Origin of the sequence: Azospirillum sp. Sh1, from assembly GCF_008365135.1 — a bacterium.
Classification (GTDB): Bacteria; Pseudomonadota; Alphaproteobacteria; order Azospirillales; family Azospirillaceae; genus Azospirillum; species Azospirillum oryzae.
Window position 1 is genome coordinate 1 of the sequence record NZ_VTTK01000047.1, and the last position, 15,189, is coordinate 15,189.

Below are 15,189 nucleotides of genomic sequence, written 5' to 3' on the forward strand. Positions count from 1 at the left end.
GACGGGCCCCCTCCCCAACAATGGCCCGCCCTCCGGGGGGGGGGGGGGGGGCCCCCCGGGGGAGGGGGGGGGGGGGGGGGGGGATGCGTGGCGGGACTTTTGGGAAGGCACGCGATGCATCCCCCCCACCCCGACCCTCTCCCCGGGGGGGAGAGGGAGAGTCAGGAGACCTTTACATCACGCCCGCTTGCCCCAGCCCGGCATCGGGAAGACCGGGTCGGCTTCGGCCGAGGCCTTGGGCAGGACCACGGTCGGGCGCAGCTTGTGGTTCTGGATGCAGGCGGAGATCAGGTTGGTGTTCTGGCCCTTCTCGTCGAAGGTGATCGCCGGCCCGACCATCAGCTTGTCCGACAGGTTGGTCTGGCGCAGCGCCGCCAGCATCGCCGAGGCCTCCGCCGTGCCGGCGCGCTTGAAGGCGTCGGCGGCGATCAGGATCGCCTCGAAGGTGAAGGCGACGTTGAAGGCGTAGCCCTCGAACCGGTCGTTCGGGAACTGCTTCGTGAAGGCCGCCTCGACCCGCTTGGTCATCGCCGCCTTGGGGTCGTACCAGGGCAGGTTGGTGATGGCGTAGTCGGCGTACTTGCCCAGCACCTTGTAGAACTGTTCGTCATACAGGCCGGGCGAACCGGGGGAGACGATGCCCTTCGGCTCCCAGCGCTGCTTGACCATCTCGCGCACCATCATGATGGCGTCGTTGGCGCGGGTGGTGACGATGGCAAGCTCGGCGCCGGTGGCCTTGGCCTTCGCCACCTCGACCGCCAGATCCTGCGCCCGCGGGTCGTAGGAGATCGATTCGACGATCTGGAACGGCATGTCCAGCTTGGGGAACAGCGCGTCGACGGCGGCCTTGTTCGCCATGCCGAAGGTGTCGTTGGCGTGCAGGAACACCGCCGTCTTCGGCGTGGTGCCGGTGGCGGCGAACAGATCCTTCATCAGCGACATCCCGTTCGTCACCAGCATGGTGGAAGTCGGGAAGTTGCGGAAGACGGTCTTGTAGCCCTGCTCCGTCAACTTGTCGGCGGCGGCGATGTTCATCACCAGCGGCACGCCGCGCTGTTCGCAGACCTGGGCGGCGGCGGCGGTCTGGCCGCTGTCGAAGGCGCCGACGATGACATGGGCGCCGTCGTTGATCAGCTTTTCCGTGCGCGAGCGGGCGACGTCGGCGTTCGATTCGGTGTCGGCCGAAATCACTTCGACCTTGTAGCCGAGGTCGGACAGCACCGCCGGCGCGATGTCGGCGCCGCGTTGGCAGGCCTGACCCGCCTGGGCCAGCAGGCCGGAGCGCGGCAGCAGCACGCCGACCTTCAGCGTGGTGTCCTGGGCGAAAACCGGGGCGCGGCCGAAGCCGGCCAGCACGCCGCCGGCGATGGCGGCCTGGCCCAGCGTGCGGCGGGAAAGGGCGAGTCCTCCGGTGGAGCGGTTCTTATGATCGTTGGTCATGGTGCTGCGGATGCCTTTTGGCTGGTCGCAAAGCGGTTCGGTTCGACCGAAGAGTCCACCGCCGGCCCCCTCCGTGTCAAAGTGGAATCGCCGAAGTCCTTCAATACGCAACGGAATGACCTTCATGCCCAACGGCAGCCGGACCGTCACCCTCGACGAGGCGCTCGCCATCGCGCTCGACCACCTGAAATCCGGGCGCCTCGACGAGGGGGAGGACCTCTATGCCCGCATCCTCGATGCCGACCCCGGCAATGCCGAGGCGCTGCACCGGATGGGCTTCATCGCCGGCCGCCGGGGCGACATGGACCGGGCGCTGGACCTGCTGACCCGCTCGGTGGAGCGGGTGCCCGATGCCGACGCGCTGTTCAACCTGGGAACCCTGCACCACCGCGCCCTGCGGACGGAGGAGGCAATCATCGCCTACCGCCGCGCCCTGGCGCTGCGCCCCGATTTTCCCGATGCCGAATATCACCTGAGCGAGGCCCTGCAGGGCGCCGGCCGCCTGGACGAGGCGCTGGCGGCGCTGGGCACGTTGCTGGATCGCCACCCGCATTATCCCGCCGGCTGGCGCCAGCATGGCGACATCGAAGCGGACCTGGGCCGGCCCGGCGCCGCGGTGCATTTCTACGAGATGGCGCTGGCGCTGAATCCCGCCGACGACCTGTCGCGGGAAAGGCTGGCCCGGCAGGAGGAGGTCTTCCAAATCCGCCGCGCGGCAATGGCGGCACGGCTGCCGGACGGACGGCATGATCTGCGCGACACCACCATCCTGATCCCGTTCCGCGCCGACAGCGACGACCGCAGGCGCAATCTGCGCTGGATCGTCGGCTTCCTGCTGAAGCATGTCGACGCCACCCTGCTGATCGGCGAGGACAAGGACGGGCCGAGCGACGTGCCGGACGCGCTCGGCCCCGAACTGGCCGCCCGCTGCCGCCATCTGCATCTTCGCGGCAACGACACGCCCTTCACCCACAAGGCCCACCTGATCAACCGCATGGCCGAGGCGGCCGACACGCCCATCGTCGCCCTGCACGACACCGACATCGTGGTGGACCCGGTGCAGTATGTGCTGGCGCGCGACGCCGTGCGGCGGGGTGGCGGGCTGGTCTTCCCCTACAACGGGCTGTTCTTCTGGATCATGGGCCGGGAGGTCCTGCGCTTCGGCCACACCCTGTCGGCGGCCCCGCTGAACGCCGTCTGCCCACGTTTTCCGCTGATGCACCGCAATTCCCCCGGCGGCGGCGCCTTCTTCGACCGGGAACGGCTGCTCGCCAACGGCGGCTACAACGAGGCCTTCCTGTCCTGGGGCTTCGAGGACGACGAGATCGTCGAGCGCTTCCGCCGGCTCGGGCTCGGCGTCGAGCGGGTGCCGGGACCGCTCTACCATCTGGAGCATGCCCGGCCGGCGAACTCGTCGGAGCAGAATCCCTTCTTCGAGGCGAACCGGGCGGAGTTGGAGCGCGTGCGGAATGCGGACGGCGAGGCGCTGCGCGCCGACATCGCCGCCGGACGGCTGCGCCGGCCGCTGCTGTCGTCGCGCGATCTGGCGGCATCGCCGATGGGTTGAAAGCGGCGCAAATGCGGTGCAACGCCGGGAACCCCTTGAAGGGGAAACGGCCCGGACACAGGTGAGGGGACGGGATGTGACGAATTCGAGAACGATCTCGTGTTGAGCTTGGCACGCAAACTGTGGGCGGAGGCCATTTCGGGCGCTCCCTCGGCCGGTCCTTTTGGCGGCCGGGCGGGACCGGCATCGGTGCCGCGCGGCATGCGCGTCTATGCGGTCGGCGACATCCATGGCCGGCTCGACCTGCTCGACCAGATGCTGGGCCAGATCGTCCGCGATGCCGAACAGGCGCCGAACCTCCTGAAATACCTCGTGTTCCTCGGCGACTATGTCGACCGCGGTCCCGACTCGCGGCTGGTGATCGAACGGCTCGCCTGCGGGCTGCCGCCGGCCTTCGGCGCGGTGTTCCTACGCGGCAATCACGAGGACACCATGCTGGGCTTCCTGTCGGACCTGCGCGTCGCGCCCGGCTGGCTGACCTATGGCGGCGACGCGACGCTGGAGAGCTACGGCATCCCCGCCCCTGGCCCCGATGCGCCGATGGAGCATCTGCAGCAGGCGCAGATGATGCTGAACAGCCTGCTGCCGGCCCACCACCGCGCCTTCCTGACCGGTCTGCGCTGCCACCTGACCATCGGCGACTATCATTTCGTCCATGCCGGCGTCCGCCCCGGCGTCCCGCTCGACCGGCAGGAGGACCAGGACCGGCTATGGATCCGCGAGGCCTTCCTGGCGTCGCGCGCCGATCATGGCAAGGTGGTCGTCCATGGCCACACCATCGCGCCGGAGCCGGAACTGCTGTCCAACCGCATCGGCATCGACACCGGCGCCTACGCCACCAACCGCCTGACCGCCCTGGTGCTGGAAGGGACGGACCGGCGGTTCTTGTGCACGGTGTGAGAGGGGCTCTGGCCGGAATTGGGGGAATCGGCGCCGGAACAAGGGCGAAAAAGCACATCTGCCGCCATGGAAAGGTCCAGCCGACGTTTCACGGCGCATAATGGCCGCCTTCGACGCGAGCGTGCCCGCACATCTTGCGGCATGCCCACGCCTCACCTCAGGGAGGGGCATATGGATCGCCAAGCCGTATACCAGGAAATCACCGACATCTTCGGGCTGGTTCCATCTTTCTTCAAGGAACTGCCCGACGCCACCATCGAAGCCGAATGGCGCCTGTTCAAGGCCGTGCAGGTCGATGACGGGCCGATCCCACAGAAGTACCGCGAACTGATCGGTCTGGGGATTGCCGCCGTCATGAAGTGCCGGTATTGCGCCTTCTATCATACGGCGCTCGCCAAACTGTTCGGCGCAACGCAGGACGAGATCGAGGCCGCCGTTCATTACGCGAAGTCCAGCGCGGGCTGGAGCGCCTACCTGAATGGCATGCAGGTGGATTACGACACCTTCACACGGGAGGTCGATCAGGCCTGTGACCATGTGCGGAGCCAGATGTCGCAACAGCAGCGCGCCGCCTGATCGGCACCGGTCCGAAACGACAAAGGGCTTCCGGATCACTCCGGAAGCCCTTGTCTTGTTGGTCGGAGAGAGAGGATTCGAACCTCCGGCCCCTGCCTCCCGAAAGCAGTGCTCTACCAGGCTGAGCTACTCTCCGATCATGGCACCGGCGGCCTGTCACTCTGGAGTGCGCCGTCCGCCGGTGGAGCGGGTGTATAAACGGTTCCGGCCGTTCGTGCAATGCAAAGTCACAGCCTGACGGGTGCATTTTTGCCATGCTGTATTGACGTGCCGCTTCGCCATGCCCGGCCGAACCCCGAAACGACGAAGGGCTCCCGGATTTCTCCGGAAGCCCTTGTCTTTGTGGTCGGAGAGAGAGGATTCGAACCTCCGGCCCCTGCCTCCCGAAAGCAGTGCTCTACCAGGCTGAGCTACTCTCCGATCATGGCACCGGCGGGCGGTGTCGTCCGCCGGTGGAGGGGGTGTATAAACGCTCACGCTCCGGCGCGCAACGCAAAAAATGCGTCATCGTCCAAAAAGATCCGGCCCCCCTCCCGGCCCGGCGGAGACGCCGTCAGAAATCGCGATCGATCACGAAATCAATGACTTCCAGCAGGGCCTGCTTGATCGGCCCGTCGGCGAACAGTCCCAGGCTGTCGCGGGCGATGGAGCCGTAATGGCGCGCCCGCTCCACCGTGTCCTTCAGGGCGTTGTGGCGGGCCATCAGCGCCTGGGCACGTTCCAGGTCGCCGTCCTTCTGGTCCAGCTCCTCCATCACCCGGCGCCAGAAGGCGCGTTCCTCGTCGTTGCCGCGGCGGAAGGCCAGCACGACCGGCAGGGTGATCTTGCCCTCGCGGAAATCGTCGCCGACCGTCTTGCCCAGCTTCGCCTGCAGGGCCGAATAATCCAGAACGTCGTCGACCAGCTGGAAGGCGATGCCGAGATTCATGCCGTAGTCGTAGAGCGCCAGCTCCTCCGCCTGCGGGCGGTTGGCGACGACGGCGCCGACGCGGCAGGCAGCCGCGAACAGCTCGGCCGTCTTGCCCTTGATGACTTCCAGATAGGCCTGTTCGCTGGTCTCGGTGTCGTTGGTGGTGCGCAGCTGCAGCACCTCGCCCTCGGCGATGATGGCCGAGGCGCCGGACAGGATGCGCAGCACGTCGAGCGACTGCACCTCCACCATCATTTCGAAGGCGCGGGAGAACAGGAAGTCGCCGACCAGCACGCTGGCCTTGTTGCCGAACACCGCGTTGGCCGAGGCCATGCCGCGGCGCAGGTCGCTTTCGTCGACCACGTCGTCGTGCAGCAGAGTGGCGCTGTGGATGAACTCCACCACCGCCGCCAGCAGCCGGTGATGTTCCCCCTGATAACCGCACATGTTGGCGGCGGCGAGCGTCAGCACCGGCCGCAGACGCTTGCCGCCGGCCGCGATCAGATAGCCGGCCAGCTGGGGAATCATCTCGACCTGCGACTGCATGCGGTCGAGGATGATCTGGTTGACGGCGCTGAGGTCCTCGGCCACCAAAGCGGTCAGGTCGTCGAGCGGGGTAGACTTGCGCCGTTTCGGCTCGAAGTTGGTCACGACCGCCAAGGTCGACTCCACGGGTGATTGACGCCAGAATTTGCGCTAGGGAGCATAACGGCCTAGCCTCTTCGGTCAAGTCCGCAGGGGCCCGTTCTTTCGAGACGCCCGTTCTTCCGAGACACCATGACCGAACTGTTGCGCACCACCGACCCCGTCCGCCTGTCCTGGCTGGTCGCCCTACTGGCCGATGCGGGCATCGAGGCCATCGTGCTGGACAGCCACACCAGCATCCTGGAGGGCTCCATCGGCGCCATTCCCCGGCGGCTGATGGTCGACACGGAGGACGCCGCACAGGCCGTCCGCATCCTGCGCGAGGCCGGCGAAGCGTGAGCGGCCATATCGTTACGACTCGGGAACAAGGCCTGGAAACACCGGTGGACTTTCTGCTGAACGGCCGGGTCAGGCTGCACCAGCCGGACGGCGGCTATCGCGCCGCCATAGACCCTGTCTTCCTCGCCGCGATCACCGCCGCCGCCGCCGGCGAGCGGGTGCTGGATGTCGGCACCGGCACCGGGGCTGCGGCACTGTGCCTCGCCGTCCGGGTGCCGGGCGTGGCGGTCGTCGGGTTGGAACAGCGGGCCGACGCCTGCGACTTCGCCCGCCGCAATGCCGCGCTCAGCGGCGTCGCGGATCGGGTGACGGTGGTCCAGGGCGACCTGCTGGCCCCGCCCGAGGCACTCGGGACCTTCGGATTCGACCGTGTGATGATGAATCCGCCTTATTTGAAGTCGGGTGCCGCCAGCGTCCCGCCCGACGACTGGAAGGCCGCGGCGAATGTGGAAGGGGCGGCGGGGCTGGCCGACTGGGTGCGCTTCGCCGACCGCATGCTGAAGCCGCGCGGCACGCTGACGATGGTGCACCGCGCCGACCGGATCGACGACATCCTGCACGCGCTGCGCGGCCGGTTCGGCAGCCTCGTCCTGGTGCCGCTGTGGCCCAAGCCGGGGGTGGAGGCCAAGCGGCTGCTGCTGGTCGCCCGCAAGGGCGGCAAGGCGCCGGCCCGCCTGACCGCCGGCCTGACCGTGCACAACGCCGAAGGCGGCTACAGCCCGGCGGCTGAGCGGATCCTGAGGGACGCCGAAGCGCTGGCTATTTAACGGGGCCAATTTAGCGGGAACCGAGCCTTTCAATCGGAAGACTTCAATCCCATCTCTGCCGGCATGAGCCTGCAATCCCTCCTCGCCAAACTCCCCTTCGGCCCCTGGCGCAAGGCCGGGCCGCTGGTGTCCGTCGTCCGCCTGACCGGCGTCATCGGCCAGGGCGGCCCCTTCCGCTCCGGCCTGTCGCTGGCCGGCGTCGCCCCGCTGCTGGAACGCGCCTTCGCGCCGAAGGACCAGAAGGCGGTGGCGCTGATCATCAATTCGCCGGGCGGGTCGCCGGTGCAGTCGGCACTGATCGCCAAGCGCATCCGCGATCTGGCGGAGGAAAAGAAGGTGCCGGTCTTCGCCTTCTGCGAGGACGCGGCGGCGTCGGGCGGCTATTGGCTGGCCTGCGCGGCGGACGAAATCTGGGCGGACGAAAGCTCCATCGTCGGCTCCATCGGCGTGGTGTCGTCGGGCTTCGGGCTGCATGCGCTGATCGAGCGCCACGGCATCGAGCGGCGGCTCTACACCGCCGGCGACAAGAAGGTGCTGCTCGACCCCTTCTCGCCGGAGCGCGAGGACGGCGTCGCCCATCTGAAGGCCCTGCAGGCCGACGTGCACGAGGCGTTCAAGGCGATGGTGCGCACGCGGCGCGGCACGCGGCTGACCGGATCGGAGGAGGAGCTGTTTTCCGGCGCCTTCTGGGCCGGGCGCAAGGCGCTGGCTCTCGGGCTGATCGACGGGCTGGGCGATCTGCGCTCGGTGATGCGCGGCCGTTTCGGCGAGAAGGTGCGGCTGCGCGTGGTGCAGCAGGAGCGCGGAATGCTGCGGCGGCTGGGCTTGAGGGCCGGATACGGCAACGCCCCGGCGCTGGAGGCCGGGGCGCATGAGGCCTTCGCCGATGCCCTGGTGGCGGCCGCCCGCAAGTCGCTGGACGATTGGGCGGCCTGGGCGAAGCTGGGGCTTTGACGGATGTCTGCCGTCAGCGGTCGGCGGTGACGGTTGCGGTCTGCAATCCGTAATCGTCGGCCTGGATGAAGCTGGCGCGCAGCGGCTTCAGGACGAACATCGCCAGGATGGCGGCGACCAGATTGAAGCTGGCGGCGATGTAGAACACGGCCTGCCAGCCGAAATGGCTGGCGATGATGCTGCTGAGCGGGACCAGCAGCGCCGCCGTGCCCTTGGCGGTGTAGAGCATGCCGGCGTTGGTCGTCGCGAATTTCGAGCCGAAGGTGTCGCCGGCGGTGGCCGGGAACAGGCTGTAGATCTCGCCGAAGACGCAGAAGAACATCGCGGTGAAGATCACGAACATCACCGGGTTGCGGCCCAGCTGCGTCACCAGGACGATGGCGATGGCGGCGGTGCCGAAGGCGATGAACATGGTGTTCTCGCGGCCGATGCGGTCGGACACCCAGCCGAAGAAGGGCCGTCCGGCGCCATCCAGCACGCGGTCCAGCGAAATCGCCAGCGTCAGGGCCGGCAGGATGAAGCCGAACATGTTGATCGGCGAATCGGCGACATGGAAGTCATGGGCGATCGGCGCGATCTGGGCCGCCGCCATCAGGCCGCCGGACGCCACCATCACGAACATCACATAGAGCAGCCAGAAGACCGGCGTGCGGATGACGCGGGCCGGCGGATGGTCGATCTTGGTCTGGGCCGGGCCGGTCTTGCGCGCCATGGCGTTCGACTTCGGCGCCTTGCGCAGGAAGAAGGACAGCACGAAGATCACCGCGCCCTGCCCGATGCCGAAGACCAGGAAGGCATGCTCGTAGCCCTGGTTGGCGATCATGTTGGCGATCGGAATGACCGTCGCGCCCGCACCGGCGCCGAATCCGGCGGCGGTGACGCCGGCGGCCAGACCGCGCTGCTGCGGGAACCATTTCAGCGCGTTGCCGACGCAGGTGCCATAGACGCAGCCGGCGCCGATGCCGGAGATCACCGCCGCGGTGTAGAGCATCGGCAATGAGGAAGCCTGGCTGTCGATCACCCAGGAGCCGCCGACCAGCAGGCTGCCGACCAGCACCACCGCCTGCGGGCCGTAGCGGTCGACGAACCAGCCTTCGACCGGGACCAGCCAGGTTTCGGTGAAGACGAAGATGGAAAACGCGATCTGGATGGCTGCACGCCCCCAGCCATGCTTGGCGTCGATGGGATCGACGAACAGCGTCCAGCCATATTGCAGGTTGGCGATCATCGCCATGCACAGCAGGCCGACGCTGAGCTGGAACCATTTGTTTGTCAGAAGACCGCGGTCTTCGGTCGTCTCTGTGGTCATGCCCCAAAGTCCCGTTGAACGTGGGGGCGCAGGATCCTCGGAGTGCGGCGGTCCATCCGTATCGCACCGCATCATGCGCCGTTCGGAGATGACTGTGCGCCTCAACAATGCGTATTCCAAATACCGGATACCGAATGCGTTATTCTTTTCCACATCGTGGAATGCCTTGAAAAGGCTCGCTTTTTCGCGATTGCTGGCATGCGCGCATTGCTTGGCACTCGAACAAAACCGTCAAGGCCGAGCCATGCGGCGCACACATATTTGAAATACGGTATCTGGTATACAGAATATCTTGCTGCGGTGCAGAGCCGGGCGCATGATCCGCTCATGGTCGACGGCGCCGGCGAACGGTGCCGCAGCAAGGGGAAATCACATGATGTCGAGCATTCTGAGCCGCCTGTTCGCCGGTCCCGCCACCTTGGCGCCCGCCGGAATCGCTCCCGCCGGGTTCACCTTTGCCGAGGCCCTGCCGCAGATCGCGATGGCGGATCTGTTCGCCGGCTTCCGCACCCGTCACGGCGGCGGCAAGCGCAAGCCGGAATCGCCGGATGTCGCGCAGTCCTGGGCCGAGTTCGGGCGGGGCTTCTGAGCGGTCGTCTTAAAGCGCTACGCCGCGGAGTTCTGCGTCAGCAGGGTGGTCAGCCAGCGGAAGTTCGATCCGTCGCCGGCCTGGATGGCGCTTTCCACCACCTGCATCGCGGTCGCCGGGTCCTGGGGGTCGGGCACCGCTGCGGCCGGGTCCATGGCGGCGTCGCCCTGCCCGTCTTCCTGGGCGAACAGGGTGACGGCGCCGACGCCGAGACGGACGGAGGGCTGGGCGTTCGGCACCACCCCGGTGCCGTCGGCGCCGGAGGCACCGGCCTCCCCCACCCCGTTCAGGGTTTCCAGCATCGCCGCGAACTGGCCGGCCAGCGCACCCGCCTGCCGGGACGCAGACGTCCCTTTGCGCTCCAGGACGTCTTCCGCCCTGATGCGCATGGCTTGCGTGGCCTCGCTGTTGGCCATCATCGACATGGGACGATTCCCTGCGGTTAGTGGCGAACCGCAAGGACACACGCAAAAATCACGCCATCAACACAACCGGCGGGTCGCAAGGGTCCCACCCGCCCCTGCGACGATTTGACCGGCAAAAATTACCCAGCCGCCCGGCAGAAGTTTCCCAGCGGCCGGCAAGCCTTGCCCATCGATCGCGGCCGATCGACCTTGGCCGATCAGTCGCGAAAGTTCTGGTACTGCAGCGGCTGCTCGATGCCCAGCCGCTTGACCAGGGCAATGGCGTCCTGCAGGTCGTCGCGCTTCTTGCCGGTCACCCGCAGTTCGTCGCCCTGGATCGAGACCTGGACCTTCATCTTGCTGTCCTTGATCCCTTTGACGATGGTCTTCGCCAGATCCTGCGCAATTCCCTGCTTGATCGTCACGGCATGGCGCAGCGCATCGCCCGCCGCCCGCTCCGGCTTGGCGGAGAAGTCCAGCGCGGCGGCATCCAGCTTGCGGCGGGTCACATAGACGCGCAGCAGCTCCTGCATCTGCTCCAGCTTGGTGGCGTCGTCGGCCAGCAGAACGATCTCGTTCTCGGTCCGCTCGACCGTGCATTTGGAGCCCTTGAAGTCGAACCGGGTCTCGATCTCGCGACGGACGCCGGCGATGGCGTTGTCGACCTCGTGGACGTCCGTCTTGGACACGATGTCGAAGGACGGCATGGCGGCTCTCTCCCTATGGACGGCTGAAGAACGAATCGGCCGCACCGTAAAGAAGACGGCCGCCACACTCAACAGACAGCTGAGGCCGGGTTCCCGTCAACGGGTCGGCGGATGGAAGGGAATGGCGATTTCCCGCAGTTCCTTGCCCGGCAGCAGCAGGGTCGCCACCGCCCGATCCGGTTCGAAGCGCCAACTGCGCGGATCCCGCAGGTCGGGGCCGTCGCATTCCGGAACCAGATCCGGATCGGCGGCAAGTTCCCTTCGGCAGGCCGCGATGGCCACCGTCAGCCAGGATTCCGCGCCGAACATCCGCGCCGGGGTCGGCACATCCCCGCGCACCAAATCCACCGTCAGCGCGGCGGCATAGCGGAAGCCGTTGCCCTGCACCCCCTCGCCACGGAACTGGACGGACAGCAGAGCGGGGGTGACGACATAGCTGTCGGCGGTCAGGATCAATTCGGCTTCGATCCGGTCGGGCAGATCGGCGGAGCTTTCGCGGAACCTGCGGATTTCGCCATCGACGAAGCGGCGCACCGTGTCGTTGAAAGCCACCGCCCCGGGATGGGCCGGATCGGCGATCTCCGGCCGTTCGGCCTGGATATGGAGGCTGGAGCCGGGACGTCCTTCGGTCAGCAGCACCGTGAGGAGCCGCGCGCCCAGGGCGGGGTCGGCCCGCAGGGCGGCAAGCTGCCTCGTCCGTCGTTCGGTCTCCGCCTGCAGGCAATCGGCGGGATCGTCATAGCCCGAACCGGCATTGCTGCCGGCCTTGGCGTCGAAGCCGCAGGCGCGGTTGCGCCGTAAGGTCCAGGCGCGCTGTTCGGCGCGGGCGAAGCTCCGTCCCGCCTCGTCGGCAGCCAGATCGCCGAGCAGCGCCTTGTAGCCGGCGCCCATCGCCACGTCGGCGGCGTCGAGCGCCGGGGTCGAGCAGATCGACTTTTCGACCGCACTGCCGGCCTTGCCGCAGTCGAAGCTGGCGGCAACCGCCGGACCGGCAAAGGCGGGGACGAGAGCCAGGCAGAAAGCGGCGGCAGGAAGGCGGGCCATGTCGCAGTGTCCAGTCGAAGGAAACTGCGACAGTGGAGCAGAGGCAACCCGACCACCGCAAGAGCGGCCGGGGTCATTCTTCCGCAGCCCTTCAGTTCATCTCTTCGGCGTAATGGCAGGCGACCAGCCTTTCATCGACCGGACGCAGGGCCGGAACCTCGGCGGCGCAGCGGTCGGTGGCGAAGGGGCAGCGCTTGTGGAACGCGCAGCCCGGCGGCGGGTTCAGCGGCGACGGCAATTCGCCCTTCGGCACCACCCGGTCCATACGCAGGTCCGGGTTCACCCGCGGCGTCGCCGCCAGCAGGATGCGGGTGTAGGGATGGCGCGGCCGGGTGAAGACCACATCCTTGGCGCCATGCTCCACCGGCTTGCCCAGATACATCACCATCAGCGAATCGGCGATGTGCCGCACGACGCTGAGATCGTGGGAGATGAACAGATAGGCGAGGTTCAGCTCCTCCTGCAGATCCATCATCAGGTTCAGCACCTGCGCCTGGATCGACACGTCGAGCGCCGACACCGGCTCGTCCGCCACGACGACGCGCGGGTTCAGCATCAGGGCGCGGGCGATGGCGATGCGCTGGCGCTGGCCGCCGGAGAACATGTGCGGATAGCGGTCGACCTGATCGGGACGCAGGCCCACCTTCCCCATCATGGCCACCGCGCGGTCGCGCCGCTCGTGCTTGTCCATGTCGGTGTTGATGACCAGCGGTTCGGTCAGGATGGAACCCACCGTCTTGCGCGGGTTCAGCGAGCCGTAGGGATTCTGGAAGACCATCTGCACCGTGCGGCGCAGCTCCTTCATCTCCGCCGCGCTGCGCCCGACCACGTCGCGGCCGTCATAGTGCAGCTCGCCCGAGGTCGGCGGCTCGATCATGGTGACGGAGCGGGCCAGCGTCGACTTGCCGCAGCCCGACTCGCCGACCACCGCCAGCGTCTTGCCGGCCTGCAGGCGGAAGGACACGCCGTCCAGCGCCTTCACCGTCGCCAGCGGCTTGAAGGCGCCGCGCTTGACCGCATAGTGCTTGCGCAGATCGCGCGCCTCCAGCACGACCGTTCGCTCGGCCGCGGCCTCGAAGATATGGGGCCCGTTCTGGGGTTCGGTCTGGGTGCTCATCACAGCGCCTCCCCGGCGGCGAGATGGCCGTCCGGCAGCGGGTAGAAACAGCGGGCGCGCCCGTCGTCCACATCGAACAGGGCCGGGCGCTCGGCACGGCAGCGGGCGTCGGCGAAGCGGCAGCGCGGGCTGAACAGGCAGCCGGCCGGCCGGTCGGCGATGCCCGGCACCATGCCGGGAATCGTCGGCAGCCGGCGCTTGCCCAGCGCCCGCTCCGGCAGGGCGTCGAGCAGGGCGCCGGTGTAGGGGTGGCGCGGCCGTTCGAACAGGGCGCCGACCGGCCGGGTTTCCGCCACCTGACCGGCATACATGACGACGACGCGCTGCGCCGTCTCCGCCACCACGCCCATGTCGTGGGTGATCAGGATCAGCGCCATGCCGCGCTCGCGCTGCAGCTGGACCAGCAGGTCGAGGATCTGCTTCTGGATGGTGACGTCCAGCGCGGTCGTCGGCTCGTCCGCCACCAGAAGGCGCGGGTTGCAGGCGATGGCGATGGCGATCATCACGCGCTGGCTCATGCCGCCCGACAGCTGGTGCGGGAAGGCGGACAGGCGCGACTCCGGCGCCGGAATGCCGACCTGCTCCAGCAGGGCGATGGCGCGGTTGCGCAGCGCCTTGCCGGACAGCCCCTCATGCACCCGCAGGGTTTCCATGATCTGGAAACCGACGGTGAAGCAGGGGTTCAGGCTGGTCATCGGCTCCTGGAAGACCATGGCGACGTCCTTGCCGGTGATCTTCCGGCGCTGGGCGGCGGGCATGGTCAGCAGGTCGTTGCCGGCGAACCTCATCCGGTCGGCGACCACCCGGCCGTTGGAGCCGAGAAGCCCCATCACGGCCAGCGAGGTCACGGACTTGCCGGAGCCGGATTCGCCGACGATGCCGACGACCTCGCCTTCGTCCACGGTCAGGTCGATGCCATCCACCGCGCGGAAGGTGCCGGCGCGGGTGGTGAACTCGACCGACAGGTTTTTGATGTCGAGAAGAGGCATGAGGTCAACGCTTCAGCTTGGGGTCGAGCGCGTCGCGAAGACCGTCGCCCAACAGATTGAAGGCCAGCACGGTCACCAGGATGGCGATGCCGGGCCAGGTCACGACCCAGGGCGCGCGCTGGAGGAACTGCAGCGAGGAGGCCAGCATGGTGCCCCATTCCGGCGTCGGCGGCTGCGCGCCGAGACCGAGGAAGCCCAGCGCGGCCGCGTCCAGGATGGCGGTGGAGAAGCCCAGCGTCGCCTGCACGATCAGCGGCGCCAGACAGTTCGGCAGGACCACGATCAGCATCAGGCGCAGCGGCCCGGCCCCGGCGACGCGCGACGCGATGACATAATCCTTGTTCACCTCCGCCATCACGGCGGCGCGGGTCAGGCGGGCATAGTGCGGGATCACCACCACCGACACCGCCAGCATGGCGTTCACCAGCCCCGGCCCGAGGATGGCGGCCACCACGACGGCCAGCAGCAGCGAGGGCAGAGCCAGCAGGATGTCCATGCCGCGCATGATCAGAACGTCGGCCATCCCGCCGAAGAAGCCGGCGATCAGCCCCAGCCCCAGCCCGACGGCCAGCGACAGGGTGACGACGATCAGGCCGATCATCATCGACAGCCGCGCCCCGTACATCAGGCGGGACAGCATGTCACGGCCGATGTCGTCGGTGCCGAGGAGGTAGGTCCAGGTGCCGCCATCCTGCCAGACCGGCGGGGTCAGGATCGCATCGCGGTACTGGATGTCGGGATCGTGCGGGGCGATGACTCCGGCGAAGATGGCGATCAGCGCGATCAGCAGGATCACCACCAGACCGCCCAGCGCGCCCTTGTTCTGGCGGAAGTGATACCAGAACTCGGTCAGCGGGTGCGGCGGGCGCGACACGGCCACCGGTTCGGGGGTGGCGGGTTCTGCGTTGGTCGAAAATTCAGCGGACATGGAT

General features: G+C 67.8%; 16 protein-coding genes and 2 tRNA genes. 7 read left to right on the plus strand and 11 right to left on the minus strand.

Annotated elements, in window-relative coordinates:
- Nucleotides 1–177: 177 nt before the first annotated feature.
- On the minus strand, nt 178–1,440 hold the full coding sequence (locus FZ029_RS29310; protein ID WP_149273365.1) for an ABC transporter substrate-binding protein: 1,263 nt from the start codon (nt 1,438–1,440) through the stop codon (nt 178–180).
- Nucleotides 1,441–1,564: 124 nt separating this feature from the next.
- On the opposite strand from FZ029_RS29310, the gene FZ029_RS29315 reads away from it, so the two are divergent.
- From FZ029_RS29315 to FZ029_RS29325, 3 genes are all read left to right on the plus strand, one after another.
- Complete coding sequence (locus tag FZ029_RS29315; protein ID WP_149273367.1) at nt 1,565–3,007, plus strand: tetratricopeptide repeat protein; 1,443 nt, start codon at nt 1,565–1,567, stop codon at nt 3,005–3,007.
- 99 nt (nt 3,008–3,106) lie between these two features.
- Entirely contained in the window at nt 3,107–3,907 is an 801-nt protein-coding gene (locus FZ029_RS29320; protein WP_149273369.1) for a metallophosphoesterase family protein, read from the plus strand.
- A gap of 171 nt (nt 3,908–4,078) precedes the next feature.
- The gene (locus FZ029_RS29325; protein WP_174757516.1) at nt 4,079–4,483 is read left to right on the plus strand and encodes a carboxymuconolactone decarboxylase family protein; all 405 of its coding nucleotides are present in this window, start codon (nt 4,079–4,081) and stop codon (nt 4,481–4,483) included.
- A gap of 59 nt (nt 4,484–4,542) precedes the next feature.
- Here FZ029_RS29325 and FZ029_RS29330 read toward each other — a convergent pair.
- The 3 genes from FZ029_RS29330 to FZ029_RS29340 form a co-directional block, all read right to left on the minus strand.
- Nucleotides 4,543–4,619: transfer RNA gene (locus FZ029_RS29330), tRNA-Pro, on the minus strand.
- Between the two features lie 207 nt (nt 4,620–4,826).
- Nucleotides 4,827–4,903 (minus strand) — tRNA-Pro (locus FZ029_RS29335).
- Between the two features lie 133 nt (nt 4,904–5,036).
- Entirely contained in the window at nt 5,037–6,053 is a 1,017-nt protein-coding gene (locus FZ029_RS29340) for a polyprenyl synthetase family protein (RefSeq protein WP_109153361.1), read from the minus strand.
- A gap of 117 nt (nt 6,054–6,170) precedes the next feature.
- Here FZ029_RS29340 and FZ029_RS29345 point away from each other — a divergent pair, with 117 nt between their 5' ends.
- From FZ029_RS29345 to FZ029_RS29355, 3 genes are all read left to right on the plus strand, one after another.
- A complete protein-coding gene (locus FZ029_RS29345; RefSeq protein ID WP_109865295.1) occupies nt 6,171–6,377 on the plus strand; it encodes a DUF2007 domain-containing protein in 207 nt (68 codons plus the stop codon).
- Nucleotides 6,378–6,421: 44 nt separating this feature from the next.
- A complete protein-coding gene (locus tag FZ029_RS29350) occupies nt 6,422–7,144 on the plus strand; it encodes a methyltransferase (protein ID WP_247892552.1) in 723 nt (240 codons plus the stop codon).
- A gap of 63 nt (nt 7,145–7,207) precedes the next feature.
- A complete protein-coding gene (locus tag FZ029_RS29355; RefSeq protein WP_149273372.1) occupies nt 7,208–8,098 on the plus strand; it encodes a S49 family peptidase in 891 nt (296 codons plus the stop codon).
- A 13-nt stretch (nt 8,099–8,111) separates the two neighbouring features.
- Here FZ029_RS29355 and oxlT read toward each other — a convergent pair whose 3' ends face one another.
- The gene (oxlT, locus tag FZ029_RS29360; RefSeq protein ID WP_149273374.1) at nt 8,112–9,407 is read right to left on the minus strand and encodes an oxalate/formate MFS antiporter; all 1,296 of its coding nucleotides are present in this window, start codon (nt 9,405–9,407) and stop codon (nt 8,112–8,114) included.
- Between the two features lie 373 nt (nt 9,408–9,780).
- On the opposite strand from oxlT, the gene FZ029_RS29365 reads away from it, so the two are divergent.
- Entirely contained in the window at nt 9,781–9,996 is a 216-nt protein-coding gene (locus FZ029_RS29365) for a hypothetical protein (RefSeq protein WP_149273376.1), read from the plus strand.
- Nucleotides 9,997–10,013: 17 nt separating this feature from the next.
- Here FZ029_RS29365 and FZ029_RS29370 read toward each other — a convergent pair whose 3' ends face one another.
- The 6 genes from FZ029_RS29370 to FZ029_RS29395 all read right to left on the minus strand — a co-directional run bounded on the left by FZ029_RS29370 (nt 10,014) and on the right by FZ029_RS29395 (nt 15,185).
- Nucleotides 10,014–10,421, minus strand: coding sequence for a hypothetical protein (locus FZ029_RS29370; protein ID WP_149200102.1), 408 nt, complete (start codon nt 10,419–10,421; stop codon nt 10,014–10,016).
- Between the two features lie 197 nt (nt 10,422–10,618).
- A complete protein-coding gene (locus FZ029_RS29375) occupies nt 10,619–11,107 on the minus strand; it encodes a YajQ family cyclic di-GMP-binding protein (protein WP_149200103.1) in 489 nt (162 codons plus the stop codon).
- Nucleotides 11,108–11,203: 96 nt separating this feature from the next.
- Nucleotides 11,204–12,151, minus strand: coding sequence for a lysozyme inhibitor LprI family protein (locus tag FZ029_RS29380; protein ID WP_149273378.1), 948 nt, complete (start codon nt 12,149–12,151; stop codon nt 11,204–11,206).
- 91 nt (nt 12,152–12,242) lie between these two features.
- On the minus strand, nt 12,243–13,268 hold the full coding sequence (locus FZ029_RS29385) for a peptide ABC transporter ATP-binding protein (RefSeq protein ID WP_149273380.1): 1,026 nt from the start codon (nt 13,266–13,268) through the stop codon (nt 12,243–12,245).
- On the minus strand, nt 13,268–14,257 hold the full coding sequence (locus FZ029_RS29390) for an ABC transporter ATP-binding protein (protein WP_149273381.1): 990 nt from the start codon (nt 14,255–14,257) through the stop codon (nt 13,268–13,270). Before FZ029_RS29390 ends, FZ029_RS29385 begins: the two co-directional genes overlap by 1 nt.
- A 4-nt stretch (nt 14,258–14,261) precedes the next feature.
- On the minus strand, nt 14,262–15,185 hold the full coding sequence (locus tag FZ029_RS29395; RefSeq protein WP_188052112.1) for an ABC transporter permease subunit: 924 nt from the start codon (nt 15,183–15,185) through the stop codon (nt 14,262–14,264).
- Between the last annotated feature and the right edge of the window lie 4 nt (nt 15,186–15,189).

Bases quoted from the DNA above. Each gene is read 5' to 3' on its own strand.
- FZ029_RS29310 (WP_149273365.1), bottom strand. From the start codon at position 1,440: ATGACCAACGATCATAAGAACCGCTCCACCGGAGGACTCGCCCTTTCC.
- FZ029_RS29315 (WP_149273367.1), top strand. From the start codon at position 1,565: ATGCCCAACGGCAGCCGGACCGTCACCCTCGACGAGGCGCTCGCCATC.
- FZ029_RS29325 (WP_174757516.1), top strand. From the start codon at position 4,079: ATGGATCGCCAAGCCGTATACCAGGAAATCACCGACATCTTCGGGCTG.
- FZ029_RS29345 (WP_109865295.1), top strand. From the start codon at position 6,171: ATGACCGAACTGTTGCGCACCACCGACCCCGTCCGCCTGTCCTGGCTG.
- FZ029_RS29355 (WP_149273372.1), top strand. From the start codon at position 7,208: ATGAGCCTGCAATCCCTCCTCGCCAAACTCCCCTTCGGCCCCTGGCGC.
- oxlT (WP_149273374.1), bottom strand. From the start codon at position 9,407: ATGACCACAGAGACGACCGAAGACCGCGGTCTTCTGACAAACAAATGG.
- FZ029_RS29365 (WP_149273376.1), top strand. From the start codon at position 9,781: ATGATGTCGAGCATTCTGAGCCGCCTGTTCGCCGGTCCCGCCACCTTG.
- FZ029_RS29370 (WP_149200102.1), bottom strand. From the start codon at position 10,421: ATGTCGATGATGGCCAACAGCGAGGCCACGCAAGCCATGCGCATCAGG.
- FZ029_RS29375 (WP_149200103.1), bottom strand. From the start codon at position 11,107: ATGCCGTCCTTCGACATCGTGTCCAAGACGGACGTCCACGAGGTCGAC.
- FZ029_RS29380 (WP_149273378.1), bottom strand. From the start codon at position 12,151: ATGGCCCGCCTTCCTGCCGCCGCTTTCTGCCTGGCTCTCGTCCCCGCC.
- FZ029_RS29385 (WP_149273380.1), bottom strand. From the start codon at position 13,268: ATGAGCACCCAGACCGAACCCCAGAACGGGCCCCATATCTTCGAGGCC.
- FZ029_RS29390 (WP_149273381.1), bottom strand. From the start codon at position 14,257: ATGCCTCTTCTCGACATCAAAAACCTGTCGGTCGAGTTCACCACCCGC.
- FZ029_RS29395 (WP_188052112.1), bottom strand. From the start codon at position 15,185: ATGTCCGCTGAATTTTCGACCAACGCAGAACCCGCCACCCCCGAACCG.